The following is a 26,481-nucleotide window of genomic DNA, read 5'->3' as shown; positions in this document are numbered from 1 at the left end:
TTTTCCTCCCTTAGGCGCGCGACCAGGCGCGCTCGATCGCGCGGCGCAGGATGACGCCAGCCACGTGTTTCTTGAATGCGACGGGGCCGCGATTGTCCTCGGTCGGGTCGATGTCGTTCAGCATCGCGGCTACTGCCGCCTTGATTGCCGTGTCATCGAGGGTTGTACCGATAAGCGCTGCACCAGCGTCTTCGGAGAAGATCGGCGTATCGCTCAGGTTTGTCATCGCGACAGATGCAGAAGCGCAAGTATCGCCATCTTTGGTGATCTGAACCGCTGCCGCTGCTGTGGCATAGTCACCGATCTTGCGCTTTTGCTTTTCATAGGCATAGCCGCCAGAGGGGCGTGGGATCGTCACGGCAGTAAGGACTTCGTTATCCTCGCGTGCTGTCATATACGCCGCTTCGTAGAATTCCCGCGCTGGGATATCGCGCGCTCCGTCAGGACCAACGACGGTGAATGTCGCATCGAGACATTGCATCAGCCCTGGCATGTCGTTGCCGGGGTCGCCGTTCGCGACGTTGCCACCGACCGTACCCATGTAGCGGACCTGCGGATCGGCGATTTGCAAGGCGGCTTCGCGCAGGATCGGGGCGGCAGTTCCAAGTTCTTGGTGGTCGATGATATCGGACTGCGTCACCAGCGCACCGATCCGTATGACATCGCTGCCAATCTCGATGTCCGACATCCCATCGACATCCTGCAGATCAATCAGATGGGGTACGTCTGCCATACGCAGCTTCATCATGGGGATCAGACTGTGACCGCCCGCCATGACGCGTGCGTCATCTCCATGTTCTTCAAGAACAGCCAGAACCCCGGCCATGTCTTGAGGTCGGTGATATTCGAATGCCGCTGGAATCATCGGCTCTCCTCCCTAAAAAGCAAATGTTCTCGTTTGGGAAAAGCTTGCATGCGGCTGGATACGACCGCTTGCGAAATGTCATCAAATACAGAGGTAATGCACGAACTGCGCTTCAGTTCGCATGAACTGCGCCAGGCTGCGCGCTGAGGGCATCCTGAACAAGTTTCAGCTTGGATCGACTGACCGGGGCGGGTGGTAGGTCGTCCATTGCAAAGATGCAGCGCCCTTTGTCTTTCTGTCGTTCAAACCGCGAGACCTTGTGCGGATTGACGAGGTAGCTTCGATGCGTCTGAAGAAAGCCGGTCGAAACCAGCCGCTTTGTCGCTTCTGTGATTGGCCAGACACAGAACAGCCGGTCTTGTTCGGTATAGACCTGCGTATAGTGTCCGTCGGCGCGCACCAATGCGACATCCGCTGGTGAGATGAAAATGCGTGTGCCGTCCCGTTCGCAAGGAATCTGCAGACCTTGAAGTGGAAGGGAAGCAGTGTCTGGTATCTCGGCCTCAGCGTCTGGCATCTCTGCGTCCGGGGTCGACACGTTTCCGACCAGGTACGTGACGCTGACCCACAAGAACGTGCCGAAGATGATGAAGCTGGTAAAGATCACGCCCAGCGCCAAGACTTCGTTACTCATTGTCGGGCCAAATTCGCTGAGGCTTGGTTCAGCGACAAACCGCGTGCCCGCCATGGCCAGAAAATGAACAGAACAGACCGCAACTGCGAAGCAGATCGTCCCGAGGAAGATATTGCGATTTTCGCGGCGCCCGTAGGCGATTCGGAATGCGATGATGCAAAGAAAGATTGCCACAACTGACGAGAAGACAAGCCCGAGCGGCGTATAGATCGCACGGCAAAGCTGTAGACCTGCCATGCCGATATAATGCATCCCGAGGATGCCGACGCCGACAATGGCGCCAGCCGCATTGATTACGCGCGGTGTCCGTTCCACGAAGTGCAGCAGAACGAGTGCTGCTCCAACAATGAGAATGGCGGTAAGTGCAGAAACCAACGTGATGGCCGCGTCGTAGTAGAACAAGATGGGCAGGTCCAAGCCCAACATTGCCACGAAATGCATCGACCAGATGCCGCCGCCTAGGGCGATTGCAGCAAGTGCAATGGAAATCTGTCTTTGCAGGATCGGTTTGCGGGACAAATCACGGGTCAGCGACAGCCCGGTGAACCCCGCAACGAGTGCGACGATACAGGACATGACGACAAGGAAAGCATCGTGATTTGCTTCGAGGATAGTCATAGGTCACAAACTGACGCATAGCCGTCTTGTTAGCAAATGTTGCTGTGTTATGGACGGCTTTTTTGACGGAATTTTCAATCGTCCGATCGTCAGCTTTTTGGCGACGCGGACAAGAACGCGAACATTCAAACCACCGGCTTTCGATGCGTCTCGGAAAACGCGATGTGGACCTTCATGGCCTGAGTCCGGTCTTTCGCCATTTCAAAGGCTTCAATGGCGTGATCCAGATCGAATTGGTGCGTGATGAGCGGGCTGACATCAATCAGTCCTGTCTGCAGCATTGCCACGGCAGTCGCGAATTCGCTGTGAAACCTGAATGAGCCGCGAACGGTCAGTTCTTTTGCTGTGATCGCTTGCATCGGGACAGTCATATCGCCGCCCATGCCAAGCTGTATCAATGTGCCTTGCGGCCGCAGCGCGCTGATGCCAGTCGCCAGTGCCGCTGGGGCACCTGAACATTCAAAATGCACGTCTACTTGTCCTTTTCCGGCAGTGAACGGAGTAAGCGCGTCGGAATCCTTTGCAAGGTTCAGCGCCACGTCTGCGCCGCACTGAGAGGCCACGTCCAAAGTGAAAGCCGACAGGTCTGTTGCGATAATCCGCTCTGCACCCGCACGCCGCGCTGCCAGTATCGTTAGTGCTCCGATCGGTCCGCATCCGGTCACCAAAACGGTTTTGCCGACCAGATCACCTGCCTGGCGTAAAGCGTGCAAGCAAACTGCGAGAGGTTCGGCCATCGCGGCAACCTCTGGGCTTAGCCCATCCGCTGGCACGCATTGGCTTGCTTGAGCGAGCAACTGCTGTCGAAAAGCGCCTTGAATATGTGGAAAGGGCATCGCGCTGCCGTAAAAGCGCATGTTCTCGCAGTGGTTTGGCTGACCGCGCAAACAGAATTGGCATGCACGGCACGGCCTTGAGGGTGACACGGCGACAAGTTGACCGATGGACAGATCGCTTGCGTCGGAACCAAGTGCCGCAATCCGACCCGACACCTCGTGCCCAAGCACCATAGGTTCGCGCAGACGCACGGCACCAAATCCACCGTGATTGTAATAGTGCAAGTCTGATCCGCAGATGCCACCCATGGCAACATCGACCAGGACTTCGCCCGGGCCGGGATCCGCTACTGCTTTCTGAGGTTCGATGCGTAAATCCTGTGCTCCATGAATGACGATTGCCCGCATGACTTTTCCGCTTTCAACTATACAATCCAACGGAAGCTAACGATACTTGGTCAAAAGCACCAAAGGAAATTAGCATGAGCCTCTCTCTTTTTGACCTGACGGGTCTGCGTGTTCTGATCACAGGATCAAGTCAGGGGATCGGATTTGCTTTGGCTCAGGGCATGGCCGCTGCGGGGGCAGAGATCATTTTGAACGGGCGCAATGCGTCCAAGCTCGAAAACGCCGCCAAGGAACTTGGTGGCACCGCCCATGTGCTTGCCTTTGATGTAACAGATCACGTTGCCGTTCGTGCGGCGGTGGATGATTTCGAAAAGACAATCGGCCCGATAGACGTGCTGATCAACAACGCCGGAATGCAGCACCGCGGTGAACTGCAGGATTTTCCTGCTGATGCGTTTGAGCGGCTTTTGCAAACCAATATCGCCAGCGTATTCCATGTGGGTCAGGCCGTTGCGCGACACATGATCGAACGCGGACGCGGAAAGATCATCAACATCGCAAGTGTGCAAACATCCCTCGCGCGCCCGGGCATCGCCCCATATACGGCGACGAAAGGGGCGGTGGGCAATCTGACCAAAGGGATGGCGACGGATTGGGCGAAATATGGGCTTCAGTGTAACGCCATTGCACCGGGTTATTTCGACACGCCGCTTAACGCGGCACTGGTGGCGGACCCCACGTTTTCAGATTGGTTGGCCAAGCGCACGCCGGCAGGGCGCTGGGGTAAGGTCGAAGAATTGGTGGGTGCGGCGGTGTTCTTGTCTTCGGCGGCATCGAGTTTTGTCAACGGTCATACGTTGTACGTTGATGGTGGGATTACCGCATCGCTTTAGGTCTGTGAAAAGAGCGCAAGTCCAACAGCGACCAGCATCGACAGGGCCATCCCGATATTGACGACCCGCTGCGTTCGCGCGCTGAGATCAAGGCGGCGCAGACTGACACCCGCACCCAGCCAGCCGAGATGCAACGGCACCCAGATTAGGTTCATGATCAACAGCTTGATAATCGTTTCGAGCCAGATGTTGTCAGGCATAAATGCAAAGCCCGAAAACAGCGTGGTGCCCACGACGTATGCTTTCGGATTGATCGGTTGCAGCGCAAGGCCGTTCCAGAAGCCAAGCGGTGTGCTGGCTTCGACGAAACCGATCCTTGCTCCGGCGCTTGCGATGCGCCATGCGAGCCAGAGCAAATAGGCAAGGGATGCAATTAGCAAAGCTGTGCGCAACCAAGGCATCGCCAGAGCCATGGCTGCAACGCCTGATATAACAAGCAGCGCGACCAGATTGTTGCCAACGAACAGTCCGGCTACATAGGCAAGTCCATTGCGATAGCCGTAGGCGGCACCAACCCCTGCCGTCGACAGAACACCCGGACCCGGTGTGACGATCAGAAAGAATACGGCTGCCGCAAAGGCCAGCATCAAGCAACCTCGAAAGGTGCGAGCTTGGCCCAGTCAAACGTGACGCCGATACCGGGTGTGCCCGGTGCCACCGCACGATGTTCTTCGATGACCAGCGGTCGCGTTGTGTAGCGATCAATTGGAAAGCTGTGTACTTCCAGCCAGCCGCCATGCTTTTGCGAAGATACCAGTGACACATGCAATTCCTGCATTCCATGTGAACAGACCGGCACAGCGGTTTTGCGCGAAAGTTCTGCCACCTGCAACCAGCCCGTGATCCCGCCGCAGTTAGACGCGTCGGGTTGGATGAACCCAAGGTCGCCCTGCGCCAGTGCCAGTTCGAATTCGTGAATTGTGTGGAGGTTTTCCCCTTGAGCCACGGCAGTACCCGTCGCAGCAGAGATTGCGGCATACCCATCGTAGTCGTCTGGTATGATAGGTTCTTCGAACCATGTGATGTTCTGATCTTTCACGGCCAAGGCAAGTTTGATCGCTTCGTCCCGCGTCAGTGAATAGTTGGCATCAATCATAAAGGCCGCATCCGGTCCGATTTGCTGGCGGACCCTACGAATACGTTCAATATCATCGGCCATATCGGGCTGGCCGATCTTGATCTTCACGCCATTTAGCCCCGCATCAATGTAGCTTTGGACGTGGGCCAACAACTTGGGCAGCGGATAGCCGAGATCAATGCCGCCGCCATAGGCCTTGCAGGTTTTTGCCGCACCGCCAGCAACCTGCCAAAGCGGTTGATCCAATGTCTTACAGCGCAGATCCCACAAGGCGATATCAACAGCGGAAATCGCGAAGCTCGCGATACCACCGCGCCCAACGTAGTGGACATGCCATTGCATCGCATCATTCAGTGCTTCGACGCCACGCGCGTCCTTACCGATCAAAAACGGGGCCAGATCATGGGTGATCATTGCAGCCGTCGCATGCCCGCCGCGCCCGCCGTTGTAAGTATAGCCTGTGCCAGAGCGTCCGTCGTCAAGCGTAACGGTCGCAGTGATCAGATGGAAATGGGTGTGATCACCGTGCTTGGCGTCCACTAGAACCTCATCGAGGGGCACTGCGAACAAGCGTGCGGTCACATCTGTGATTCTCGCCATGTTCTACATGTCCGCACACTCTGGAACCGGGCTTATCACGGTGCCGTTTTCCAGATGTTGCAGCAAATTATCCACTGTCAGCGCACCCATGGCAGCCCGCGTTTCGATCGTGGCACTGCCGACATGTGGCAAGAGCACCGTGTTTGGCATATCCCGTAGCGCTTGTGGCACATGCGGTTCCTGTTCGAATACGTCCAGCCCGGCCCATCCGAGTTTGCCCGTTTGCAATGCAGTGATCAGGGCGGCTTCATCCACTACCGATCCGCGCGAGACATTGATCAGTGTTCCCTGAGGCCCGAGAGCCTCTAGCACGTCTGCGTTGACGATCTTGTTGGTCGAAGGGCCGCCTGGCGTGATGCAAATCAGTACATCGCAGTCTGCTGCCATCGCTTTAAGGTCATCGTAGTACTTGTATGCCACGTCTTTCTTGGTGCGTGTATGATAAACGATCGTCGGATTCCACGGTGCCAGCTTGTCGGCGATTGCCTGACCAATGCGGCCAAGGCCAAGAATGCCGACAGTCTGATTATCGGCAGAGCGGGTGAGGGGGGCGTTACCGTTCACTTCCCAATTGCCTGACCGTACATGGGCATCGTCGCGCAGCAATTCACGGTAGCAAGCCAGCATTAACAAGACTGCCGTGGTCGCGACTTCGGCGTTCAGCACATTAGGGGTATGTGTGACAACGATACCGCGTCTGACCGCTTCTGTTGTGTCGATGGCGTCGTAGCCCACACCGTAGCAAGAGATGAGCTTGAGACTAGGCAGATCTGCCATGATCTCGGGCTTTACACCGTCATGCCCGTTCGTACAGACATGTGTGATTTTTTCTGCGGGATAGTTGCCGTCCGAAAGTTTATGGATCGTGAATTTCTCGGCCATGCGCGCGATCATGGTGTCGGTCGCGCCGCCGATCAGCAAAAGATCAGGCATCTTGGCGAACCTCCTGCCTTTGTTTGCCCAGTCCGTCGATTGTCAGTTCCATGACGTCGCCGACCTTCAGATAAACTGGATCAGGTTTCATACCATCGCCCACACCCGGAGGTGTCCCTGTTGAGATGACGTCGCCCGGATGCAGTGTGAACAATTGGGATAGGTGCGAGATGATCTGCGCGACCGAGAATATCATTGTTGCAGTGTTACCGACCTGCATTTGCTTGCCGTTCACATGTAGCGACATATCAAGGTTTTGAGGATCAGCGACTTCGTCGCGGGTCACGAGGTAGGGGCCAGTTGGTCCGAAAGTGTCGCAAGATTTCCCTTTCGTCCATTGTCCGGTCAGGTTCTGCTGAAACTCGCGCTCTGACACATCGTTAACGATACAATATCCGGCAACATGGTTCAGTGCATCGTCCTCGGACACATATTTGGCGGTCTTGCCGATCACGACACCCAACTCGACCTCCCAGTCTGATCGTTTTGAACCACGCGGCATGACGACATCATCATTTGGGCCGACAATTGCGGAGTTGGCCTTGAAGAAAAGAATTGGGTGAGCCGGGATTGGCAAGCCTTGTTCGGCGGCGTGGTCAGAGTAGTTCAGGCCGATGCAGAGGAATTTGCCAATGCCGCCGATGCAGGCACCGATACGAGGACTACCGCTGACAACTGGCAGGGTGCTTGGGTCAATCGCGCGCAGCTTGTCCAGCGTTGCAGCGTCCAGCATTGCGCCAGTGATGTCATCCACATGACCCGACAGGTCGCGCAGCGTGTCACCATCCATCAGTCCGGGCTTTTCTGCGCCCGACTCTCCGTAGCGTACCAGTTTCATGGAGTTTCCTTCTTAGTGGTTGTCACGCGGCATGAATTTGCGCGCGATGTCTGTGTAATCGGCGGCACCTTCCAGCGTCATGCCTTGATCAAAACGGCCGACCTTTTCGCGGAAGAGAGACTGCCAAGGCGTCTGGCTGTCAGGAATGGCGTAACCGCCCTCGGCAAGAAGTTTGCGCGCTCGTTCGGCGAGTTCGTCGAGAGGGACAAGCATGTCAGCGGTGCATTTGTTCAAATCGATGCGCACACGATCGCCAGTTTGCAAAATGGCGAGGCCACCGCCATCCGCCGCCTCGGGCGAGGCGTTCAAGATAGATGGAGACCCCGAGGTTCCCGATTGACGACCATCGCCTACACAAGGCAGCGCCTCGACCCCTTTTTTCAAAAGGTACGCAGGTGGGCGCATGTTCACAACTTCTGCCCCGCCGGGATAGCCCTTTGGACCAGCACCGCGCATGAACAGGATACAGTTCTCGTCGATGTTTTCTGATGGATCGTCGATGCGATGATGAAAATCTTCGGGGCCGTCAAATACGATCGCACGTCCTTCAAATGCATTCGGGTCGTCCGGATTTGACAGATAGGTTTGCCGAAATGCCGGACTGATGACGGAGGTTTTCATCAGGGCACTGTCGAACAGATTGCCGGTTAGATTGATGAATCCAGCTTGCGCCTTGAGCGGGTCGCTGACGGGCTTGATGACGCGGATATCTTCGCTGCGGTTTTCGCCACAGTTATCACCCATGGATTTTCCGTTAGCGGTGATCGCATTGGGGTGGGGCAACAGCTTGGCGTCGATCAATTCGCCCACGACCGCCGGTACGCCGCCTGCGTGTTGGTAATCTTCGCCCAGGTATTCCCCAGCAGGTTGCAGATTGACCAACAGTGGCACGTCATGACCGATCTTTTGCCAATCGTCATTGTTGAGCGGCACGCCAAGGTGGCGCGCAATTCCGTTCAGATGAATGGGTGCGTTCGTGGAGCCACCTATGGCCGAATTGATGACGATCGCGTTCTCAAACGCTTCGCGGGTCATGATGTCGGAGGGACGCAAATCTTCCCAAACCATTTCGACGATCCGCTTGCCGGTTTCATAGCTGATCTGGCCGCGTTCGCGGTAGGGGGCCGGAATTGCGGCGGCACCGGGCAGTTGCATTCCCAGAGCCTCGGCCAATGAATTCATCGTCGTGGCGGTCCCCATCGTATTGCAATAGCCGACGGAGGGTGCGGACGAGGCGACCAAGTCCATGAACCCATCGTTGTCAATTTCACCTGCAGCCAGCATCTCGCGGGCTTTCCAAACAATAGTCCCTGATCCGGTGCGCTCGCCCTTGAACCATCCGTTCAGCATCGGGCCGACAGAAAGCGCGATGGCGGGGATGTTGACGGTGGCTGCGGCCATCAGCAGTGCAGGTGTGGTCTTGTCACAGCCAATGTTCAGTACGACCCCGTCAAGCGGATAGCCGAACAGTGTTTCGACCAAGGACAGATAGGCAAGGTTGCGATCCAGCATAGCTGTCGGGCGCTTGCCTGTCTCTTGAATGGGGTGCACGGGCACTTCGATACATGTCCCACCTGCGGCGATAATGCCGTCGCGCACCCGCTTGGTCAGTTCCAGATGGTGGCGGTTGCAGGGACTGAGATCACTGCCAGTCTGGGCAATCGCGATGATCGGCTTACCCGATTGAAGCTCTGCCCGCGTCAGTCCGTAATTCAGATAGCGTTCCAGATAGAGCGCTGTCATTTCGGGATTGTCGGGGTTCATGAACCACTTACGCGACCGTAGTTGTTCGATGCCTATTTTCTTGTTCATTGGCCTGACCAGCCTCCGTCAATGATATGAGGGTGTCCTGTGGTGAACGCGCTTTCGTCACTTGCGAGGTAGACAACCAAAGCTGCAATTTCTTCTGCTGACGCGACGCGCCCCATTGGTTGGCGTTCCACGAACTGCTTCAAGGCTGCATCCTTGCTGCCGAGCTGTTCCCCAAGTGCTGCCACGCGATCATGCCAACTGGGTGATTCCACAGTTCCGGGACAGATACAGTTGCACCGGATTCCCTTGGCGACATAGTCCACCGCCACGGATTTCGTCAGGCCAATTACCGCTGCTTTGGTTGTGCCATAGATGAAACGGTTTGGCGCACCAATCACGCTGGAACAGGCCGAGGACATGTTGATAATTGATCCGCCTTTGCGTTCCAACATACCGGGTAGGGCTGCGCGGATGGTTCGCATCATCGAGCGAACGTTCAAGTCGAAAGCAAAGTCGATTTCATCATCGGTGGCTTCTTGCACTGTTCCGTGATGGACGAATCCGGCGCAATTAAACAGAACGTCGGGATTGGCGCGTGCCACACCATCGGCCACGCTTTCCTGGTCGCGTACATCGACCGCAAATGTCTCGACACCTTCAAGTGTCTTGAGCGCGTCGGTGTTGACGTCGGTTGCAAAAACCTGCGCACCTTCAGCTGCCATGGCCAAAGCACTTGCACGCCCGATACCTTGTCCCGCAGCGGTAACGAGCACGCGCTTACCTTCAAGTCTTTGTTTTGTCATGGATATCCCCCCAGACCCTGTTCAGCGTTGGTGAGTCCTTGCGTTTGTTTGCTGTCAATGGTGACAGATTGGCCTTTGCCGAACAGCCTTCTGCTGCCTTCGCCAATGTGACGCAATGGTTATGTCGACCTGTCTGGCTCATTTGATTTATTGACATGTTTTCACGTCGGCACTGGCTTCGGTTCTGCGGCACTATACGCGCTATATTTTGTTTTGGTATACCAAAACGAATTTCATTTTCCGGCTTGTGAGCCGTCGCTCGCGCTCTTACCGTTTTGAGCGCGTGGCGGTGACACGCCGGTTTGCAAAGCGAAGGTGTGAAATGGATTGCGTGCGTCTTGACCCGTCCGACAATGTTGTAACTGCTACGCGATCGCTTGCGGCGAACACTGCGATCGAGTCAGTGCAGACTTCTGGCCTTATTCCATCCGGCCACAAGATCGCAACCGCGTCCATCAACCAGGGTGAGGCGGTGCGCAAGTATGCCCAAGTCATCGGTTTTGCGTCACAGGACATTGCATCGGGTGAACATGTGCATACGCATAATGTCGCCTTTCGCGCGACCGATGCGGATTATGAATTTGCGACCGACTTGCGTCCTGTAACAGCAGTACCGGAACACGAACGTGATACGTTCATGGGTTTTCGACGGGACAACGGGAGCGTCGGAACGCGCAACTATATCGCAATTGTCACTTCAGTAAATTGTTCAGCGACGGCGGCGCGGATGATCGCAGACCATTTCACGCCCGACGTCCTTGCAGATTACCCGAACGTGGATGGCGTCGCGGCCTTCGTACACGGCACCGGCTGCGGTATGGCCGGTGATGGAGACGGCTTTGAGGCGTTGCAACGCGTTATGTGGGGTTATGCGCGTCATCCCAACCATGCCGGTGTGCTGATGGTTGGTCTGGGTTGTGAAATGAACCAGATCGACTGGTTGTTGGATGCCTGGGGGCTCAAACAGGGGCCCTTGTTCCAGACAATGAATATACAGAACGTCGCGGGCCTGCGCCGCACTGTTGAATTGGGTATCGAAAAGGTTGCAGCCATGCTGCCGCTTGCAAATCAGGCAAAACGAACGGCCTGTCCGGTTTCGGAATTAAAGGTCGCACTTCAGTGTGGGGGATCAGATGCGTGGTCGGGCATTACTGCCAATCCAGCGCTAGGCTATGCGTGTGATCTATTGGTGGCGCAAGGTGGTACTGGAGTTCTAGCCGAAACACCCGAGGTTTACGGGGCCGAACACCTGCTCACTCGGCGGGCGATTGACCGTGCGGTCGGTGACAAGCTGATCGCGCTGATCCGCTGGTGGGAAGACTACACCGCACGCAATCGTGGTTCGATGGACAACAATCCTTCGCCTGGCAACAAGAAGGGTGGCTTGACGACGATCCTCGAAAAATCGTTGGGCGCTGTGGCCAAGGGAGGCACGACGCCGTTGACCGGAGTCTACAGATACGCAGAACAGGTGACCGCCCGCGGTTTCACGTTCATGGACAGCCCCGGCTATGATCCGGCGTCTGTCACGGGACAAATCGCGGGTGGCTGCAATTTGGTGTGCTTTACCACCGGGCGGGGGTCGGCGTTCGGCTCGAAACCAAGCCCGACAATCAAAGTCGCCACGAATACCGAGATGGCTGTGCGCATGTCCGAAGACATGGACGTCGATGCCGGGACGATCCTGAGTAGCGGTGTCAGTGTCGCAGAGAAGGGTCGCGAGATTTATGATCTGTTCCTGCGTGTCGCGTCGGGTGAGGCAAGCAAATCAGAAGCGCAAGGTTTGGGAGACTATGAATTCGTGCCGTGGCAGATTGGTGCGGTGATGTGAAACGGATCGTTGTTGTCGGTGGCGGCCTGATCGGTATCCGTCAAGTGAAAGCTGTGCAGGCCCATCACGACTGCGAGCTTGTTGGTCTTGTCGATCCGGATATGCGCATCGATGCGGGTGCTGATGTTGCGCGTTTTGCGGACATGGACGATGTTCCCGATGGCGTAGACGGCGCGATTATCGCGACTCCGACGGGGCTGCATACGGCCCATGGGGTTACGGCCGCTAAACGTGGTTGGCATGTGTTGATCGAAAAGCCTGTGTCGGACAACGTGGGCGGAGCGGACGTGATGCAAGCGGCCCTGACGCAAGCCGGAGTGCAATCCTTGGTCGGGCACCACCGCCGCTATCACGCTTCGGTTCGCCAATTGCGTGCCATGCTTGCCGAAGGGGCGATCGGCACGCCAGTCACGGCCACGCTGATCTGGGCCATGCGCAAGCCGGACACGTATTTTGAAGGGAACTGGCGCACTGCTGGCGGGTCTCCGGTTCTTATCAACCTCGTTCATGACATCGATATTCTGCGTTTTGTTTTAGGAGAAATTGCGGAGGTTGTCTGTTTGCCTGGACAGTCGTTGCGCAGAGATGGGCGGATCGAAAGCGGTGCGATTGCATTGCGTCTTGAGTGCGGTGCCACGGCGACGATCAGCTTTGCAGACACAGCCCCAAGCCCATGGGGTTTTGAGGCTGGAACCGGCGAGAACCCGAATATCGGTACGACCGGTCAGGACATGATGTGGATCACAGGCTCCAAAGGCGGAATCAGTTTTCCGTCGATGTCGCTTTGGCAGGGCGTCGCATGGGGACAAGCCGCGAAGCGCACCCCTGTAGATGTCGCTGTAAACACGGCCGAGCCCTTGCACGCACAGTTGGATCATTTTCTCGAAGTGATGAATGGTGCCACACCTTTGATCGACGTTGCAGACGCGACCCGGACCTTGGCCATCGCACTGGAAATCGAAGCACAATTACGTGCGCGGCTAGGTTTACTTTCTGGCCACTAAAGTCGTCTGGGCTTTGCCAGAGAGATGGTATACCATTTTTTTGAGAATGTTTGAGGGGGGCCGTGATGTCTGACTACCAAGTGGCGATTTTTGGTCTTGGGGCCATGGGGTATGGTATGGCAGGGGCATTGGTTCGTGCCGGTCTGAAGACGTATGGCTATGATATCAATACCGATGCGATGACGCGGTTTCAGAATGAAGGCGGCGCACTTGGTGCATTCCAAGACGTTGCCGCCACCCTTGATGCTGCGGTCATCGTCGTTGTGAATGCGGCCCAAACCGAGGCCGTGCTCTTTGGTGCTGACGGTATCGCAGTAAAATTGGCCAAGGGGACAGCTGTAGTTGCATGCGCAACGGTCGCCCCTGATTTCGCGCGGTCCATGGAAGCGCGCTGCGCCGAACTGGGTTTGCTCTATATTGATGCCCCCGTATCGGGTGGCACGATCAAAGCGGGTGAAGGCACGCTTTCCATTCTGGCTGCCGGCGTGCCCGAAGCGTTCGAAAAGGCTGCGCCGGTGCTTGATGCGATGTCCGCCAAGGTATTCCGCCTTGGTGACGCTGCAGGCGCAGGGTCATCAATGAAAGCTGTCAATCAAATGCTGACTGGCGTACAGATCGCCGCTATGGCCGAAGCCATGACTTTTGGCATGACCCAAGGTGTGGAACCCGCACAATTCCTTGAAGTAATCACCCAGTGTGCAGGTAACAGCTGGGCCTTGGAAAGCCGCGCGCCTTCGATCGTCAACGGCGATTACCGGCCACTCAGTGCGGTCGACATATGGCCAAAAGACCTTGGGATCGTCCTCGATATCGCAAAAAGTGCAAAGTTCTCTGCGCCGATCACAGCGGCGGCCTTGCAACAGTACTTGGCGGCATCCGGGTCTGGCCTTGGCGGCGAACATGACTCTGCTGTTGCCAAGGTTTACGCGCGCAATGCGGGCCTGACGCTGCCAAAGCAAACATGAGTGGAGTTTCACAGGGAATGGTATACCAGAATCTTATTGTGCGATTTGCCTGACCCGCGCAATGTGGGTCTGACGGGGAGGCGCACATGATGGAACACGACAGAGCGAATGTTAGTTTGGCGCGCCGGGCGTATGCAATTCGGCGCAACGCCCTGTTGATGGGCGAGGTGCAGGGACAGGGGTATATCGGACAGGCGCTGGGCGTGGCCGATGTTTTGGCCGTCTCCTATTTTCATGCGTTAAACTATCGCGCTGATGATCCCGAATGGGAAGGTCGCGACCGGTTCCTGCTGTCAATCGGGCATTATGCTATCGCCCTTTATGCTGCCATGATCGAAGCGGGCATTTTGCCAGACACCGAGATCGAGACCTATGGCATGGATGATAGCCGCATGCCGATGTCCGGCATGGCGGCGTACACGCCGGGAATGGAAATTACCGGCGGGTCGCTTGGCCACGGGCTTGGGATCGCGGTTGGGATGGCGCTGGGCCTCAAACGCAAGAATAATCCGGCCTTTGTCTACAATATGCTATCGGACGGAGAGCTTGGTGAAGGATCCACGTGGGAGGCAGTGATGTCGGCCGTTCAGTGGAAGCTCGATAACCTGATTGCAATAGTTGATTTCAATGACCAACAAGCGGACGGCAAGACCACTGCGGCGCTTGCACAGGTTCCTGAAGTCGGACGATGGCAGGGTTTTGGGTGGTTTGCGCAAGAAGTCGATGGCAACGATATGGACGCTGTCGTCGCAGCGTTTGATGCCGCCCGCGCACATCCCGATCCAGTACCGCGCGTTATTATTTGCCAGACCAAGATGTGCAAAGGCGTACCGTTTCTGGAAGACCGCGAGATCACGCATTTCGTGCGTGTCGAGCCGGACGAGTGGGCGCGGGCGTTGGAGATATTGGACAAGGGGAAGCCTGATGACTGATGCAAGCCTGTCCCGCCGCAAGTCAAAATATAGACCCCGCACCGTGCCGGTGTCCGAAGATGGCAAGAAGCTGACGACCTCTGCCATGATTGCGTCGCTTGATGCGGAAGGGCGCGATACCATCGCCGCCCCCTTCGGCCATGCGTTGGTTGATTTGGCCAAGTCCCGTAGCGACATCGTTGGGTTGACGGCGGATTTGTCAAAATACACCGACTTGCACGTTTTTGCCAAAGCTTATCCGGATCGCTTCTATCAAATGGGCATGGCAGAGCAGGTCATGATTTCAGCTGCCGCCGGATTGGCGCGCGAAGGTTTTACGCCGTTTGCGACAACGTATGCCGTGTTTGCATCTCGGCGCGCCTATGACTTTATCTGCATGGCGATTGCCGAGGAAAACCTGCCCGTTAAGATCGTCTGTGCCTTGCCGGGGCTGACCACGGGCTATGGCCCCAGCCACCAGGCAACTGATGATCTGGCGATCATGCGGGCGATGCCGAATTTGACCGTCGTTGATCCCTGTGATGCGATTGAGATTGATCAGGCCACCCGAGCCATTGCTGATCATCCTGGCCCTGTTTACATGCGTTTGCTACGCGGCAATGTTCCAAACGTATTGGGCGAATATGGATACCAGTTCAAGCTGGGTCAGGCCCAAATGATCCGAGACGGCAATGACGTTCTGTTCGTATCCACCGGCTTCATGACGATGCGCGTATTGGACGCAGCCAAGCGATTGCAGACCGATGGAATCGATTGCGGCGTACTGCATGTGCCCACAATTAAACCGCTGGACGTGTCAACGATCACGGCCGAGGCGGGTAAGGGCGGACGGCTGGTTGTAACGGCTGAAAATCATTCCATCACGGGTGGCTTGGGCGAGGCTGTCGGTGCAGCCCTGATGCGCGCGGGCGTGAATGTGCCATTCCGCCAGATTGCATTACCGGATGCATTTCTGGACGCGGGCGCTTTGCCCACCTTACACGATCAATATGGCATTTCGGTCGACGCAGTCACCGCGACAGTGAAATCGTGGTTATAGGAGCATCACATGAAACTTCTTCACAGCCAGACAGCGATCATCACCGGCGGTGCAAGCCCACGTGGTTTGGGAAAAGCGACAGCGGCCCTTTTTGCTGAACATGGCTGCCGCGTTGCGATACTGGACATTGATGAGCAAGCTGCCGCTGAAGCTGCAAGTGATCTGCCGGGCGAGGGGCATGTGGGACGGGCCTGCGACGTTACTGACAAAGACGCCTGTGAGGCCGTGGCGGCTGATCTTATCGCGATTTTCGGCAGGATCGACATTCTGGTGAACAATGCCGGTATTACCCAGCCGCTGAAACTGATGGACATAGCGCCTGACAATTATGATGCGGTGTTGGATGTGAACCTGCGTGGCACACTTTACATGTCGCAGTCCGTGATCCCGCATATGCGCGAACGCAAGGCAGGAAGTATCGTCAACATGTCATCGGTTTCTGCCCAGCGGGGCGGCGGCATCTTTGGCGGGCCGCATTATTCCGCAGCTAAAGCAGGCATTCTTGGCCTGACCAAAGCGATGGCAAGAGAGCTGGCACCCCACGGTGTGCGCGCGAACGCGATATGTCCGGGGTTTATTGCAACCGACATCACGGCTGGCAAACTGACTGACGAGATGCGCGCGCAGGTGCTAGCCGGAATTCCCATGGGCCGTGCAGGGACGGCACAAGACGTTGCGGGATGCTGTCTATTTTTGGGATCTGGCCTATCGGCTTATGTGACTGGATCAGAGGTTGACGTGAACGGTGGTTCGCTGATCCATTAATCTGCCTCGCGCAGTTCTAAGCTGATAGATCATTTGCTGTTTTGGCATTGCGTTGTTCGCGTAGTTCGTTTTCGTCTCGGATGACCTGCACGATGTCCTCTGTCAGTTGATCGAGGTGAATGCTGATCGCTTTTCTGATTGCCACGGTGTCACGCTTACGCAGTGCTGCAAGTATGCCGGTGTGATGTTTGATCACGCTGGCACGATTGCGCCGTTTCATAGCGGCAAGGAACCTGCTGCGCCACAATCGAGCGAGAAACCGTCCATGTATTTCGGCAAGGGGCTCGTTATGGGACGCTTTCGCGATGGCTGAGTGGAAGCTCATGTCGATCTCGAACATATCCAGCGGATCCATCGTATCGAAATTGTCGTCCATACGCTTTAGGATTGCGGCAATTTCATCGACTTCCGCAACGGTCGCTCGGGCACAGGCAAGTTCAGCGGATAGTTTTTCGACCGCCAGAAGGACCTCGACATCGTCGGTCACTGCTTTCACATCGGGCACTGCCACGATTGGACTTCGGGCGGGGCGAAGCGTGATCAGACCTTCACGTGCGACGATACGGATCGCCTCTCGCATGGGGGTTCTGCTGACACCAAGTTCGGCTGCGCTGTCGCGTTCCTTGAGTGAATCGCCAGGCACAAGCTTACCCCGCAGAATGTCGCGCCGAAGCCGGTTCGCAATGTTTTCTGGCAAGGTTTGGTCTTGCATGAAATCCTTTCCAAGCATGGCGCGACGGCCCAACGGGTCCGTATTTTTATTGGAAAATCTGGTATACCGAAACTTGTTGCTTGTCGAGCGAGCAGTCAGTAACGTCGGGGCAGATGGTATACCATCGCGATTCACGCTCTGGGAGGATGTGTGAAAACGGTAAACGGCAGGGCAAACCTGCCAAGGGAGGATGAAATACATGAAACTTAAGACATTATTGATGTCGGCTGTCGCCGGCGTCGTGCTGGCTGGCGCTGCCGTGGCTCAGGACGTGACACTGCGTATTCAAACCCACTACGCGACCGAGCACCCAACTGGGAAGATGCTCGCCACATGGATCGACGACGTTCAGACCATGTCCGGCGGCGAGATCGCCATCGAGATGTTCTATTCTTCTTCAGTTGTTGCGACTGTTGAAACCTTTGATGCAGCAATCAACGGCATTCTGGATTGTGACGCGACTGGCGGTGCATATCAGACTGGTAAGAACCCTGCGTTCCAGTTTGTCGGCGACATTATGGGTGGCTATGACACACCGTGGCAGCAGTATAGCTGGCTGTATTACGGCGACGGCTATGAGGCCGCACAAGAGCTGTATAACGCTCAAGGCATGCAGTTGATCGGGTGGGCCATCTATGGTCAGGAATCCTTTGCATCGTCCAAGCCAATCGCAGGTCCAGACGACCTTGTTGGCTGGAAATTCCGGTCCCCTCCGGGCATGGAAACAGAAATCTTTGAAAAGCTCGGCGCATCGCCAATCGTGATGGATTTCACCGAAATCTTTACGGCGCTTGAGACTGGCATCATCGACGGAGCGGACGCGTCCGGCCTCGCCAATAACGTTGGACTTGGTCTGTATGATATCGTCAAGCACGCCAACTATCCTGGCTTCCACTCCATGCCGTCTGACCACTTGGCTTGTAACCAGGCTGTCTGGGACGGTCTGGACGAAAAGCATCGCCGCATCATTGACACGGCATGGCAGAAGCTTTCATTCCAGATTGCGATGGCCAATGAGAAAGCCAACACAGAAGCAGCCGCTGCCTTGCAGGAACAGGGCGTGACACTGTACGCTTGGTCTGATGAAGATCGCGCCGCATTCCGCGTGGCAGCGCAGGCTGCATGGGATGACTGGGCAACACGCAGCCCCGAAGCCGGTGCGCTTGTAGAAAGCCACAAGGCCTACCTCACCCAGCTGGGTTTGATTGGCGGGTAATCGGGTCGCCTAGCTTGACCAGATAAGATCAAGGCGGGTCCAACCGGGCCCGCCTTTTTCAACCGACGTCATGACCATGTGGGGAGGCATGTAATGCAGGAAAATTCGCTATTTCTTGGGCGGTTGCGGGGGCCTGTGAAGATCGCGATGATCGTATTCTGTGCAATCACAGTTGCGCTTTACGTTCTGCTGGTCGGCCAACGCATCTTTCTTGAAGAGTCATATGGCATGTTCGAGATGATCCGACCGGGAGGTAAGCCGCTCGTGCAGCTGACCCTTGTCGTGTTCGGCATCGCGCTTTTGTTTGCATCGCTTTTTTTATCGGACAGCAAGGGGGCGATCGAGACGCCGCCGGACGGATTTTTCGATCTTGTGACCGTCGTGCTCGGCCGCCTAGCGATGATCATGACTGCGTTCATTGTGCTCGTGATGTTCTACGAGGTTGTGTCGCGCTACGTCTTTTCCAAACCCACCTTATGGGCCAATGAACTCTCTCTCTGGATTGCGTGTTTTGTTTTCCTGTTTGCGGGGCTCTACGCGATGCAGCAACGCAGTCACATCCGCATTTACATCATTTACGACCTGATGCCTTGGTGGATGCAGAAGACATCCGACTGCATTTCGGTTCTGCTGATTGTCGGGTTTACCTTTGCACTTGTCTGGGGCGGCTACACTGACGCTGAAAACCGTTTTTTGCGAATGGAGACTTTTGGCACGGCGTGGGATCCACCCATTCCCGGTATCGTCAAACCGGCGCTTCTGATCATCATTGTGCTGGTCTGCATTCAGGCTGTGTCAAATCTGATTGCGGATTGGAATAAGGAACCTGAAGTCCACACACCCGCAGATGAAATTGACGAAGAAGAAATCGAAAACATCCGCCGTACCCTTGAGGGAAAGAACTGATGGTCGATATTGGCACGCTTTCCCTAATCATCCTGTTGGGCATGTTTTTTTTGCTGTCCATCGGGATGCCGCTCGGTTTTGCCTCTGCATTTCTTGCTGTTGTAACGCTTGCACTGAAATTTCCACCTGACCTTTTGTGGGGGGATTTCGGGCGCGGCCCCTTGTCCGTACTCGGGCAGGCGGTTTACCGACAAATGACGAATTATGTTCTGATATCGGTGCCCTTATTCATATTCATGGCCGCAATGCTGGAGCGATCCGGCATTGCGCGCGATATGTATTCATCACTGAACGTCTGGATGAACCGGACACGGGGCGGCATTGCCGTCGCAACGTCGATCATGGCTGTCATCATGGCCGCGATGTCCGGTATTATCGGAGGCGAAGTCGTCCTTCTGGGCCTGATTGCCTTGCCGCAAATGTTGCGCCTTGGGTATGATCGCAATCTAGCAATCGGTACGATCTGTGCTTCTGGTTCGCTTGGAACGATGATCCCGCCATCTATCGTCTTGATCTTTTATGGTCTGGTCACCGAGACGTCGATCAAAGCTCTGTTCACCGCATCCTTCTTGCCGGGTTTCATGCTCGCGTCGTTCTTTATTCTTTATATTGTAATCCGGACGCGGATGAACACATCGCTCGCCCCATTGCCCGATCCGGTTCCAGGTGAGCCTGAAGGCAACGAAAAGCGGCTGATGTTCCTCGGGTTCGTGTCACGGTTTGCGATGTGGGTCACAGGCGTTTTGCTAGCACGCGCGTTGTTCTTTACGGCTACAGGTGACAACGCAATTCGCGAAGGTGAAGATCCGATCCCGCTTGGCATGGTGGCCGACATCCCGTGGATCATTGGTGCATTCATCCTGTTTGCGTTGATTGTCTTCGTCGTTGTGGGTCGGGAACGGACTTCACGTGGTTGGAACATGGGCAAAGGTCTTATCGCGCCAACTGTCGTGATTGGTGTCGTCCTTGGGTCGATCTATGGCGGTATTACCGGCATCACGGAAGCGGCTGGGATGGGGGTTATTGCAGTATTCGCGATTGGTATGATCCGCCGCGAAATGACATTTGATATCGTCTGGGACAGCCTGATTAGAACCTTGCGTTCAACAGGGACAATCATCTGGGTGACGATCGGTGCGGCAGCACTGGCTGCAGCCTACACACTGGTGGGAGGGCCGACGTATGTGGCGAACCTAATCATCGGTGCAGAGTTGCCGACAATGGGGATCATCCTAATGATGATGTTGGTCTTCCTGATCATGGGGATGTTCATGGATTGGGTCGGCATTGTCTTGCTGATTATGCCCGTGTTCCTGCCTATTGTTGTCCGCCTGCCTGCGGAAGAGATCGGTTTCCTTGGCAGCATTGATGCGCGCTATATTCCGATCTGGTTCGGCGTTGTGTTCTGTATGAACATGCAGGTCAGCTTTTTGTCGCCGCCTTTCGGTCCTGCCGCGTTCTACCTGAAGTCCGTAGCACCACCCGAGATTTCCCTGACAGACATCTTCCGAGGCTTCCTGCCCTTCATCTCGCTGCAGCTTTGTGCGCTGACCGTTCTGCTGATCTGGCCAAACATCATCACTGTGTTCTTGTGATGCATCGGGGCGGCACATGCTGACGCTGTGTTGATGCATGGGACATGCGGTCGCCCCAAAAGAAGAACGGATCGCGCTCGCGCTTGGGTCGATGGCCCTTGCGGTCACGCTTTTTACGCTGATCGACACATCCGCCAAGTGGCTGGTGCTTGCAGGGCTTCCAGCGCTGCAGGTCGTATTCATGCGCTATGCGTTTCACTTTCTGCTCGCGGTGGTGATCTTTGTCCCGCGTGAGGGTGTGTCTGCCTTTCAATCGCAGAGTCCAAAACTGCAAATACTTCGCTCGGTTTGCTTATTTGGCAGTACCTGTCTGAACTTCACAGCGCTCAAGTACCTGCCGATCACCGTGACCACGACGATCATGTTCGCTGGACCGATCGTTGTGACGCTACTGGCGATTCCGATGTTAGGTGAAAAGGTGGGCCGCCACCGGATTGCCGCTGTATGTATGGGGTTTCTTGGCGTTGTCGTCGTGATGCAGCCTTGGGGTGCCGCGTTTCACCCGGCGATGTTGCTCAACATTGCAGCCCTGACTGTTGCCTCTGTCTATTTCCTGATGACCCGCATGCTGGCGGGCGTTGAACATAACAGCACAGCACAGCTTTGGGCGTCAGGCTTGGCGACGATATGCCTCGTTCCCTTTGCACTAATGGATTGGGTCTGGCCTGCGGCACCTGCCGACTGGACCTTCTTCTGCTTGATCGGTGTATTTGGTGGAACGGCCCACATTCTGGCCACATCTGCACACCGGCTTGCAGATGCGAGCATCCTTGCTCCTGTCATCTATCTACAGATCTTCAGTGCATCGTTGGCAGGCATCATCTTTTTCCACACCAACCCGACGATCTGGACGCTGGGTGGTGGCATGATCATCATCGGGGCTGGTTTTTATATCTGGTACCGCGAACGCAAACTGCGGGGTCACAGTGTGACCATCGCCCAGACATCTGCAAATTAGAGAGTGGAGAGCGCTATGACCGAGAAGCTGGTTTTGATGGGGGCAGGCGGCAAGATGGGTGTCCGCAGTGCGACGAACCTTGCAAAGACGGATTTCGATGTAGCCCATGTCGAGATTTCGGAAACCGGGCGCGCCCGTTTGAAAGAGGCTGTCGGCGTCGACTGCGTTGAAATTGATGACGCAATGGACGGAGCCGATGTCATATTGCTGGCGGTGCCCGATACTGCGATCAAGGCGGTTGCCGCGTCGATCATCGATAAAGTCCCAAGTGGTGCAATGATTGTCTGTTTGGATGCCGCTGGTCCGTTCGCCGGTCATTTGCCCGAACGGGATGATGTCACCTATTTCGTCACGCACCCATGTCATCCCCCAATCTACAACGACGAGCAGACAGAGGCAGGTCGCAAGGACTATTTTGGTGGAATTGCGGCGCGGCAGGGTATCGTTAATGCGTTGATGCAAGGCCCCGAAGATCACTATGCCCTTGGTGAAAAAGTGGGCCGTGCGATCTATGCGCCTGTCGCCCGCAGCTACCGTGTTACGGTTGAACAGATGGCCTTGCTGGAGCCGGGTTTGTCGGAGACCGTATGCGCCTCACTTCTTGATGTCATGCGCGAGGCAATGGATGAAGTCGTCCGCCGTGGCGTGCCGAAGGATGCCGCACGCGATTTTTTGCTGGGTCATATGAACATCTTGGGGGCGGTCATCTTTGAAGAAATTGACGGCGTATTCTCTGATGCATGCAACAAGGCGATTGAATTTGGCAAACCTGCATTGATGCGCGACGATTGGAAAAAGGTGTTTGAACCGGATGAAATTGCTGCCAGCATCCAGCGTATCACCTGAATGAGCGCGCTGCCTGATACACCTGTATTGGCCTGGCTTGGCGATGATTTCACTGGCGCTGCCGCCGTGATGGAGGTGTTTGCATTCGCAGATCTGCCTGCTGTCTTGTTTCTGGATACGCCAAGCCCGGAGCGGATGGCCGATTTTCCGCGTATGCAAGGAATTGGAATTGCGAGCATGGCGCGCACCTATAGTCCCGCGCGCATGGAACGGGATTTGCCCGCGCAGTTCGAATTACTTGCACAAACCGGCGCGCGGCTTGTGCAATACAAAACATGCTCTACGCTCGATTCCGCGCCGCATGTCGGTTCAATTGGAAAAGCCATGGATATCGGGGCTGCGATTTTTGGCGCGACCACCATCCCGATCATGATCGCGGCTCCAGAAATGCGGCGATATCAGGCTTTTGGGACCTTGTTTGCCGGAACGGATGCGGGCGTCTTCCGGTTGGATCGGCACCCTGTCATGACGCGCCATCCAGTGACCCCGATGGACGAGGCCGACGTTGCGCTGCATTTGGCGCAGCAAACGGATATAGTGATCCAATGTCTTGATCTGGAAACTCTGGCTGAGCCTTCTCGCGCCTGCGCGATGCTTAAAGCCGGGAAGGGCGGTGTAACCATCGATCAGATGGGTCCGCAGGATGTCAGAGCGGCGGGTGCGTTGCTGTGGAACGGTCACAACCGGTTTGTTGTCGGTTCACAAGGGATTGCTTACGCTTTGGTTGCACATTTCCAAAAAATTGGGCTATTGCAGCACGCCCCGACGGTGAGCGGAATCGGACGTGCGGAGCGGATGGCTGTTGTGTCCGGATCAGTTTCTTCAACGACAGCAGATCAGATCACTTGGGCGCTGGATAACGGTTTTGCTGACATAAGACTGGATGTCACACAAGTATGTGGTGGCGATCTTGCCAATGCGGAAGCGCGCGCTTTAGAACTTGCACTGCAGTCTTTGGTACATGGGCAAGTCCCCATAATCTATACCGCTCGCGGTCCTGATGATCCTGCGGTCGCACAATTGCGCGCAGCTGCTGGCGATCAGCTTGTGCAGGTGAACGACGACATCGGTGCCGCACTGGGACGGATTCTGGAGCAGCTTGTCGATAAGGCCGGTCTGGATCGAGCCGTCGTATCGGGAGGCGATACGTCAGGCCATGTCTGCAAAGCTTTGGGAATTGATGCTTTGACAGCTGCGGCTCCGACGATCCCGGGTGCCGCGATCTGCAATGCTCACGGTCGTGCAAGTCCGCTGACACTGGCACTGAAAGGCGGTCAAATGGGCAGTCGCGACTATTTTGGATGGGTTCTGGACGGAGGCGGCGAGAGATGACGCGGCTACAGGCAACTTATGACATCGAAAGTCCGGTGGGGATCCAGCGCGCGGCGGAGGTCATGGCAGGCGAGCAGTCTACAGGGACATTTAGCCGTCTTGCGTCCGAGACCGATGCTTTGCGTGACAAATCTGCCGCGCGGATTGAGGCGGTGACGATCACCGGTTCGGCCGATCATCCCGCTTTACCTTGCCGCTTAAGTGGCGTCACATATGAACAAGGCCGCGTGACGATCAGCTGGCCGATGGACAATTTTGGCCCGTCACTAACAAATATTCTGGCCACGATCGCGGGCAATTTGTTCGAATTGGCAGAGCTTTCGGCAATCCGTCTTGTCGGTCTGGATGTCCCCGAAGCCCTTGCGCAAGCCTGTCCTGGTCCGCAATACGGGATCAGCGGGACGCGGGCATTGATGGGCGTGGACAGTGGGCCGATGATCGGCACAATCGTAAAGCCGAGTGTCGGACTTAGCGCATCACAAACCGCAGCCCTTGTTTCCGATCTGGCAGCCGCCGGAATTGATTTTGTCAAAGACGACGAATTGCAGGGCAATGGACCTGCATGTCCTTTTGAGGATCGCACCCGGCAGGTGATGCAAGCCATCGATACAGCGGCCCAAAAGGACGGGCGTAAGGTGATGTACGCCTTCAACATCACTGACGAGATTGACGCGATGCGTCGGAACCTGGACCTACTTGATAGCCTTGGAGCCACTTGCGCGATGGTATCACTGCATTCCATTGGCTTGGCTGGCCTGCGTGCTGTCCGCGATCACAGTCCGTTGCCAATTCATGCGCATCGCAACGGCTGGGGCCTGCTGTCACGCTCGCCTCACATCGGGATCGCCTTTCCGGTGATGCAGAAAATGTGGCGGTTGGCCGGAGCTGACCATCTGCACGTAAATGGGTTGGCCAATAAGTTTACTGAAACGGATGCTGTCGTAACAGAGGCCGCGCGCGCCGTGCAGGCCCCGCTAAACGACACAGTGCCACATCGTGCGCTGCCTGTATTTTCGTCGGGGCAGACCGCGTGGCAGGTTGGTCCGACCATGGAACTGCTTGGCAATGACGATTTCTTGTTTTGTGCAGGTGGGGGGATCATGAGCCATCCGGATGGACCAGCCGCTGGCATCACCAGTCTGCGCCAAGCCGCTGCAGCCCAAAAGGAGGGTGTTCGCGTCGAAGAATACGCCAAGGAACACCCAGAGCTGGCGACAGCCCTGGTAACTTTCAAATCAGCCGTTACACGTAGCTAGGCTGCAGGTTTGTCGTCTTCCAAATAGTAGCGGATGTTGTCTTCAAAACTGTCATCTGCCTTCAGGCCCAAACGTTCTGCCTTATCGGCATGAATGTCCCATCGCCAGCCAGAGACGATCTTCTTGATATCAGGCTGCGCGTCCCAACGGATCAATTTGGCAGGTTCAGGTCCAGCCACGGCGGTCATGGCATCGATCAGCTGCTTGATTGATAAAGACGTGCCCGGCATCTGCATAACACGGTTCTGCCCGATATCATCGCCGGCGAGCTCTGCTCCTTTGATCAGGTTATCAACGCAGCGGCGCGGGCTGAGATAATAGTGCAGGAAATCGGCATCGACCGGGCAGACAGCTTCTTGGCCATTCAGAGGTTCACGCAAGATCGAGGACATGAAACTACTGGCCGCCCTGTTCGGCTTGCCGGGACGTACTGAAATTGTGGGCAGGCGGAACGCACGGCCATCTATGAATCCTTTGCGCGAATAGTCATTGATAAACAGTTCGCCAGCTGCTTTTTGCATGCCGTAAGACGTCTGCGGATTGGGAAAGCTGTGATCGCCCAACGGATCCTGCGCCTCGCCGCCGTAGACGGCGATCGAAGATGTGAACACGACCACTGGGGACGTTCCGAGCGCTCTGCATCTTTCCAACACGTTGTATGTCCCGAAGAGGTTGATTTTCATCCCTGCGTCGAAATCTTCTTCGGCATGGGCGCTAACGATGGCGGCGAGCAGGTAGATTACATCGGTGTCTTTGCTGACACATTCAGCAACAGATGCGGGATCCGCGATGTCACAGATCATTGTTCGTATTTCGAAGGGGGCGGCCACAGGCGCGGGATCAACCACATCGGCCAATGTGATCCGCGTGATTGCCTGACCGCGCAGCATGCCCGATTTCACCAGTGCCTGTGCCAGTTTCTGGCCAACAACACCACCGCCACCGATAATCAATATGTTCATACCGCACTCCCCCGATTGACCATA

The 26,481-nt window shown here is 56.0% G+C and carries 25 protein-coding genes; 14 read left to right on the top strand and 11 right to left on the bottom strand.

Annotation, left to right across the window (positions count from 1 at the left end; translation table 11 throughout):
• Positions 1-10: 10 nt before the first annotated feature.
• From BMY44_RS11565 to BMY44_RS11555, 3 genes are all read right to left on the bottom strand, one after another.
• Entirely contained in the window at positions 11-865 is an 855-nt protein-coding gene (locus BMY44_RS11565; RefSeq protein WP_089994207.1) for an FAD binding domain-containing protein, read from the bottom strand.
• 112 nt (positions 866-977) lie between these two features.
• On the bottom strand, positions 978-2,117 hold the full coding sequence (locus tag BMY44_RS11560; protein WP_089994205.1) for an MHYT domain-containing protein: 1,140 nt from the start codon (positions 2,115-2,117) through the stop codon (positions 978-980).
• A 125-nt stretch (positions 2,118-2,242) separates the two neighbouring features.
• Positions 2,243-3,301 (bottom strand): L-idonate 5-dehydrogenase, encoded by a 1,059-nt coding sequence (locus tag BMY44_RS11555; RefSeq protein ID WP_089994202.1) that lies wholly within the window; start codon positions 3,299-3,301, stop codon positions 2,243-2,245.
• A gap of 74 nt (positions 3,302-3,375) precedes the next feature.
• On the opposite strand from BMY44_RS11555, the gene BMY44_RS11550 reads away from it, so the two are divergent.
• A complete protein-coding gene (locus BMY44_RS11550) occupies positions 3,376-4,134 on the top strand; it encodes an SDR family oxidoreductase (protein ID WP_089994199.1) in 759 nt (252 codons plus the stop codon).
• Here the strand turns inward: BMY44_RS11550 and BMY44_RS11545 are convergent.
• Genes BMY44_RS11545 through BMY44_RS11520 form a run of 6 tightly spaced genes read right to left on the bottom strand, consistent with a single transcriptional unit; the run spans position 4,131 to position 10,138 of the window.
• The gene (locus tag BMY44_RS11545; protein WP_089994197.1) at positions 4,131-4,721 is read right to left on the bottom strand and encodes a LysE family translocator; all 591 of its coding nucleotides are present in this window, start codon (positions 4,719-4,721) and stop codon (positions 4,131-4,133) included. The genes BMY44_RS11550 and BMY44_RS11545 overlap by 4 nt on opposite strands.
• The gene (locus BMY44_RS11540; RefSeq protein WP_089994194.1) at positions 4,721-5,812 is read right to left on the bottom strand and encodes a mandelate racemase/muconate lactonizing enzyme family protein; all 1,092 of its coding nucleotides are present in this window, start codon (positions 5,810-5,812) and stop codon (positions 4,721-4,723) included. Before BMY44_RS11540 ends, BMY44_RS11545 begins: the two co-directional genes overlap by 1 nt.
• A gap of 3 nt (positions 5,813-5,815) precedes the next feature.
• Positions 5,816-6,745: a 2-hydroxyacid dehydrogenase gene (locus BMY44_RS11535; protein ID WP_089994192.1), complete on the bottom strand. Its 930-nt coding sequence runs from the start codon at positions 6,743-6,745 to the stop codon at positions 5,816-5,818.
• Entirely contained in the window at positions 6,738-7,583 is an 846-nt protein-coding gene (locus tag BMY44_RS11530) for a fumarylacetoacetate hydrolase family protein (RefSeq protein WP_089994189.1), read from the bottom strand. The genes BMY44_RS11535 and BMY44_RS11530 overlap by 8 nt, the downstream gene beginning before the upstream one ends.
• 12 nt (positions 7,584-7,595) lie before the next feature.
• Entirely contained in the window at positions 7,596-9,395 is a 1,800-nt protein-coding gene (locus BMY44_RS11525; protein ID WP_089994188.1) for an IlvD/Edd family dehydratase, read from the bottom strand.
• A complete protein-coding gene (locus tag BMY44_RS11520; protein ID WP_089994186.1) occupies positions 9,392-10,138 on the bottom strand; it encodes an SDR family oxidoreductase in 747 nt (248 codons plus the stop codon). Before BMY44_RS11520 ends, BMY44_RS11525 begins: the two co-directional genes overlap by 4 nt.
• Positions 10,139-10,460: 322 nt before the next feature.
• Between BMY44_RS11520 and BMY44_RS11515 the strand changes: the two genes are divergently transcribed.
• From BMY44_RS11515 to BMY44_RS11490, 6 genes are all read left to right on the top strand, one after another.
• Entirely contained in the window at positions 10,461-11,969 is a 1,509-nt protein-coding gene (locus BMY44_RS11515) for a UxaA family hydrolase (RefSeq protein ID WP_089994184.1), read from the top strand.
• Positions 11,945-12,973: a Gfo/Idh/MocA family protein gene (locus BMY44_RS11510; protein ID WP_242650533.1), complete on the top strand. Its 1,029-nt coding sequence runs from the start codon at positions 11,945-11,947 to the stop codon at positions 12,971-12,973. The genes BMY44_RS11515 and BMY44_RS11510 overlap by 25 nt, the downstream gene beginning before the upstream one ends.
• A 65-nt stretch (positions 12,974-13,038) precedes the next feature.
• A complete protein-coding gene (gene ltnD / locus BMY44_RS11505) occupies positions 13,039-13,938 on the top strand; it encodes an L-threonate dehydrogenase (RefSeq protein WP_089994182.1) in 900 nt (299 codons plus the stop codon).
• 89 nt (positions 13,939-14,027) lie between these two features.
• A complete protein-coding gene (locus BMY44_RS11500; protein WP_089994885.1) occupies positions 14,028-14,870 on the top strand; it encodes a transketolase in 843 nt (280 codons plus the stop codon).
• Positions 14,863-15,909 (top strand): transketolase family protein, encoded by a 1,047-nt coding sequence (locus tag BMY44_RS11495; RefSeq protein WP_089994179.1) that lies wholly within the window; start codon positions 14,863-14,865, stop codon positions 15,907-15,909. Before BMY44_RS11500 ends, BMY44_RS11495 begins: the two co-directional genes overlap by 8 nt.
• A 9-nt stretch (positions 15,910-15,918) precedes the next feature.
• A complete protein-coding gene (locus BMY44_RS11490) occupies positions 15,919-16,674 on the top strand; it encodes an SDR family NAD(P)-dependent oxidoreductase (protein ID WP_089994177.1) in 756 nt (251 codons plus the stop codon).
• Between the two features lie 16 nt (positions 16,675-16,690).
• Here BMY44_RS11490 and BMY44_RS11485 read toward each other — a convergent pair whose 3' ends face one another.
• Positions 16,691-17,386 carry a GntR family transcriptional regulator gene (locus BMY44_RS11485; protein ID WP_089994174.1) on the bottom strand — a complete coding sequence of 232 codons (696 nt, stop codon included), beginning with the start codon at positions 17,384-17,386 and terminating at the stop codon, positions 16,691-16,693.
• 199 nt (positions 17,387-17,585) lie between these two features.
• Between BMY44_RS11485 and BMY44_RS11480 the strand changes: the two genes are divergently transcribed.
• The 7 genes from BMY44_RS11480 (at position 17,586) to BMY44_RS11450 (ending at position 25,495) form a co-directional block, all read left to right on the top strand.
• Complete coding sequence (locus BMY44_RS11480; protein ID WP_089994882.1) at positions 17,586-18,602, top strand: TRAP transporter substrate-binding protein; 1,017 nt, start codon at positions 17,586-17,588, stop codon at positions 18,600-18,602.
• 93 nt (positions 18,603-18,695) lie between these two features.
• Positions 18,696-19,508 carry a TRAP transporter small permease subunit gene (locus BMY44_RS11475; RefSeq protein WP_089994171.1) on the top strand — a complete coding sequence of 271 codons (813 nt, stop codon included), beginning with the start codon at positions 18,696-18,698 and terminating at the stop codon, positions 19,506-19,508.
• Entirely contained in the window at positions 19,508-21,103 is a 1,596-nt protein-coding gene (locus BMY44_RS11470) for a TRAP transporter large permease (RefSeq protein ID WP_089994169.1), read from the top strand. Before BMY44_RS11475 ends, BMY44_RS11470 begins: the two co-directional genes overlap by 1 nt.
• Positions 21,104-21,140: 37 nt before the next feature.
• Entirely contained in the window at positions 21,141-22,061 is a 921-nt protein-coding gene (locus BMY44_RS11465; protein ID WP_089994166.1) for a DMT family transporter, read from the top strand.
• A 15-nt stretch (positions 22,062-22,076) separates the two neighbouring features.
• The gene (locus BMY44_RS11460) at positions 22,077-22,907 is read left to right on the top strand and encodes a phosphogluconate dehydrogenase C-terminal domain-containing protein (RefSeq protein WP_089994164.1); all 831 of its coding nucleotides are present in this window, start codon (positions 22,077-22,079) and stop codon (positions 22,905-22,907) included.
• A complete protein-coding gene (locus tag BMY44_RS11455; protein ID WP_089994160.1) occupies positions 22,908-24,239 on the top strand; it encodes a four-carbon acid sugar kinase family protein in 1,332 nt (443 codons plus the stop codon).
• A complete protein-coding gene (locus BMY44_RS11450) occupies positions 24,236-25,495 on the top strand; it encodes a ribulose-bisphosphate carboxylase large subunit family protein (RefSeq protein WP_089994157.1) in 1,260 nt (419 codons plus the stop codon). The genes BMY44_RS11455 and BMY44_RS11450 overlap by 4 nt, the downstream gene beginning before the upstream one ends.
• Here BMY44_RS11450 and denD read toward each other — a convergent pair.
• A complete protein-coding gene (denD, locus tag BMY44_RS11445; protein WP_089994154.1) occupies positions 25,492-26,457 on the bottom strand; it encodes a D-erythronate dehydrogenase in 966 nt (321 codons plus the stop codon). The two genes, BMY44_RS11450 and denD, sit on opposite strands and share 4 nt — an antisense overlap.
• Between the last annotated feature and the right edge of the window lie 24 nt (positions 26,458-26,481).

It is taken from the genome of Cognatiyoonia koreensis (genome assembly GCF_900109295.1).
GTDB lineage: Bacteria > Pseudomonadota > Alphaproteobacteria > Rhodobacterales > Rhodobacteraceae > Cognatiyoonia > Cognatiyoonia koreensis.
The sequence above is the reverse complement of the archived record's forward strand: the minus strand, read 5'-3'. Positions and strand labels throughout refer to the sequence as shown.

Excerpts from the sequence above, each read along its gene's own strand:
- BMY44_RS11450 (WP_089994157.1), top strand. The coding sequence starts at position 24,236 with ATGACGCGGCTACAGGCAACTTATGACATCGAAAGTCCGGTGGGGATC.
- BMY44_RS11530 (WP_089994189.1), bottom strand. The coding sequence starts at position 7,583 with ATGAAACTGGTACGCTACGGAGAGTCGGGCGCAGAAAAGCCCGGACTG.
- BMY44_RS11465 (WP_089994166.1), top strand. The coding sequence starts at position 21,141 with ATGGGACATGCGGTCGCCCCAAAAGAAGAACGGATCGCGCTCGCGCTT.
- BMY44_RS11535 (WP_089994192.1), bottom strand. The coding sequence starts at position 6,745 with ATGCCTGATCTTTTGCTGATCGGCGGCGCGACCGACACCATGATCGCG.
- BMY44_RS11490 (WP_089994177.1), top strand. The coding sequence starts at position 15,919 with ATGAAACTTCTTCACAGCCAGACAGCGATCATCACCGGCGGTGCAAGC.
- BMY44_RS11540 (WP_089994194.1), bottom strand. The coding sequence starts at position 5,812 with ATGGCGAGAATCACAGATGTGACCGCACGCTTGTTCGCAGTGCCCCTC.
- BMY44_RS11550 (WP_089994199.1), top strand. The coding sequence starts at position 3,376 with ATGAGCCTCTCTCTTTTTGACCTGACGGGTCTGCGTGTTCTGATCACA.
- BMY44_RS11545 (WP_089994197.1), bottom strand. The coding sequence starts at position 4,721 with ATGCTGGCCTTTGCGGCAGCCGTATTCTTTCTGATCGTCACACCGGGT.
- BMY44_RS11515 (WP_089994184.1), top strand. The coding sequence starts at position 10,461 with ATGGATTGCGTGCGTCTTGACCCGTCCGACAATGTTGTAACTGCTACG.
- BMY44_RS11500 (WP_089994885.1), top strand. The coding sequence starts at position 14,028 with ATGGAACACGACAGAGCGAATGTTAGTTTGGCGCGCCGGGCGTATGCA.
- BMY44_RS11460 (WP_089994164.1), top strand. The coding sequence starts at position 22,077 with ATGACCGAGAAGCTGGTTTTGATGGGGGCAGGCGGCAAGATGGGTGTC.
- BMY44_RS11520 (WP_089994186.1), bottom strand. The coding sequence starts at position 10,138 with ATGACAAAACAAAGACTTGAAGGTAAGCGCGTGCTCGTTACCGCTGCG.
- BMY44_RS11485 (WP_089994174.1), bottom strand. The coding sequence starts at position 17,386 with ATGCAAGACCAAACCTTGCCAGAAAACATTGCGAACCGGCTTCGGCGC.
- BMY44_RS11525 (WP_089994188.1), bottom strand. The coding sequence starts at position 9,395 with ATGAACAAGAAAATAGGCATCGAACAACTACGGTCGCGTAAGTGGTTC.
- BMY44_RS11495 (WP_089994179.1), top strand. The coding sequence starts at position 14,863 with ATGACTGATGCAAGCCTGTCCCGCCGCAAGTCAAAATATAGACCCCGC.
- BMY44_RS11480 (WP_089994882.1), top strand. The coding sequence starts at position 17,586 with ATGAAACTTAAGACATTATTGATGTCGGCTGTCGCCGGCGTCGTGCTG.
- BMY44_RS11560 (WP_089994205.1), bottom strand. The coding sequence starts at position 2,117 with ATGACTATCCTCGAAGCAAATCACGATGCTTTCCTTGTCGTCATGTCC.
- BMY44_RS11555 (WP_089994202.1), bottom strand. The coding sequence starts at position 3,301 with ATGCGGGCAATCGTCATTCATGGAGCACAGGATTTACGCATCGAACCT.
- BMY44_RS11455 (WP_089994160.1), top strand. The coding sequence starts at position 22,908 with ATGAGCGCGCTGCCTGATACACCTGTATTGGCCTGGCTTGGCGATGAT.
- ltnD (WP_089994182.1), top strand. The coding sequence starts at position 13,039 with ATGTCTGACTACCAAGTGGCGATTTTTGGTCTTGGGGCCATGGGGTAT.
- BMY44_RS11475 (WP_089994171.1), top strand. The coding sequence starts at position 18,696 with ATGCAGGAAAATTCGCTATTTCTTGGGCGGTTGCGGGGGCCTGTGAAG.
- BMY44_RS11565 (WP_089994207.1), bottom strand. The coding sequence starts at position 865 with ATGATTCCAGCGGCATTCGAATATCACCGACCTCAAGACATGGCCGGG.
- BMY44_RS11470 (WP_089994169.1), top strand. The coding sequence starts at position 19,508 with ATGGTCGATATTGGCACGCTTTCCCTAATCATCCTGTTGGGCATGTTT.
- denD (WP_089994154.1), bottom strand. The coding sequence starts at position 26,457 with ATGAACATATTGATTATCGGTGGCGGTGGTGTTGTTGGCCAGAAACTG.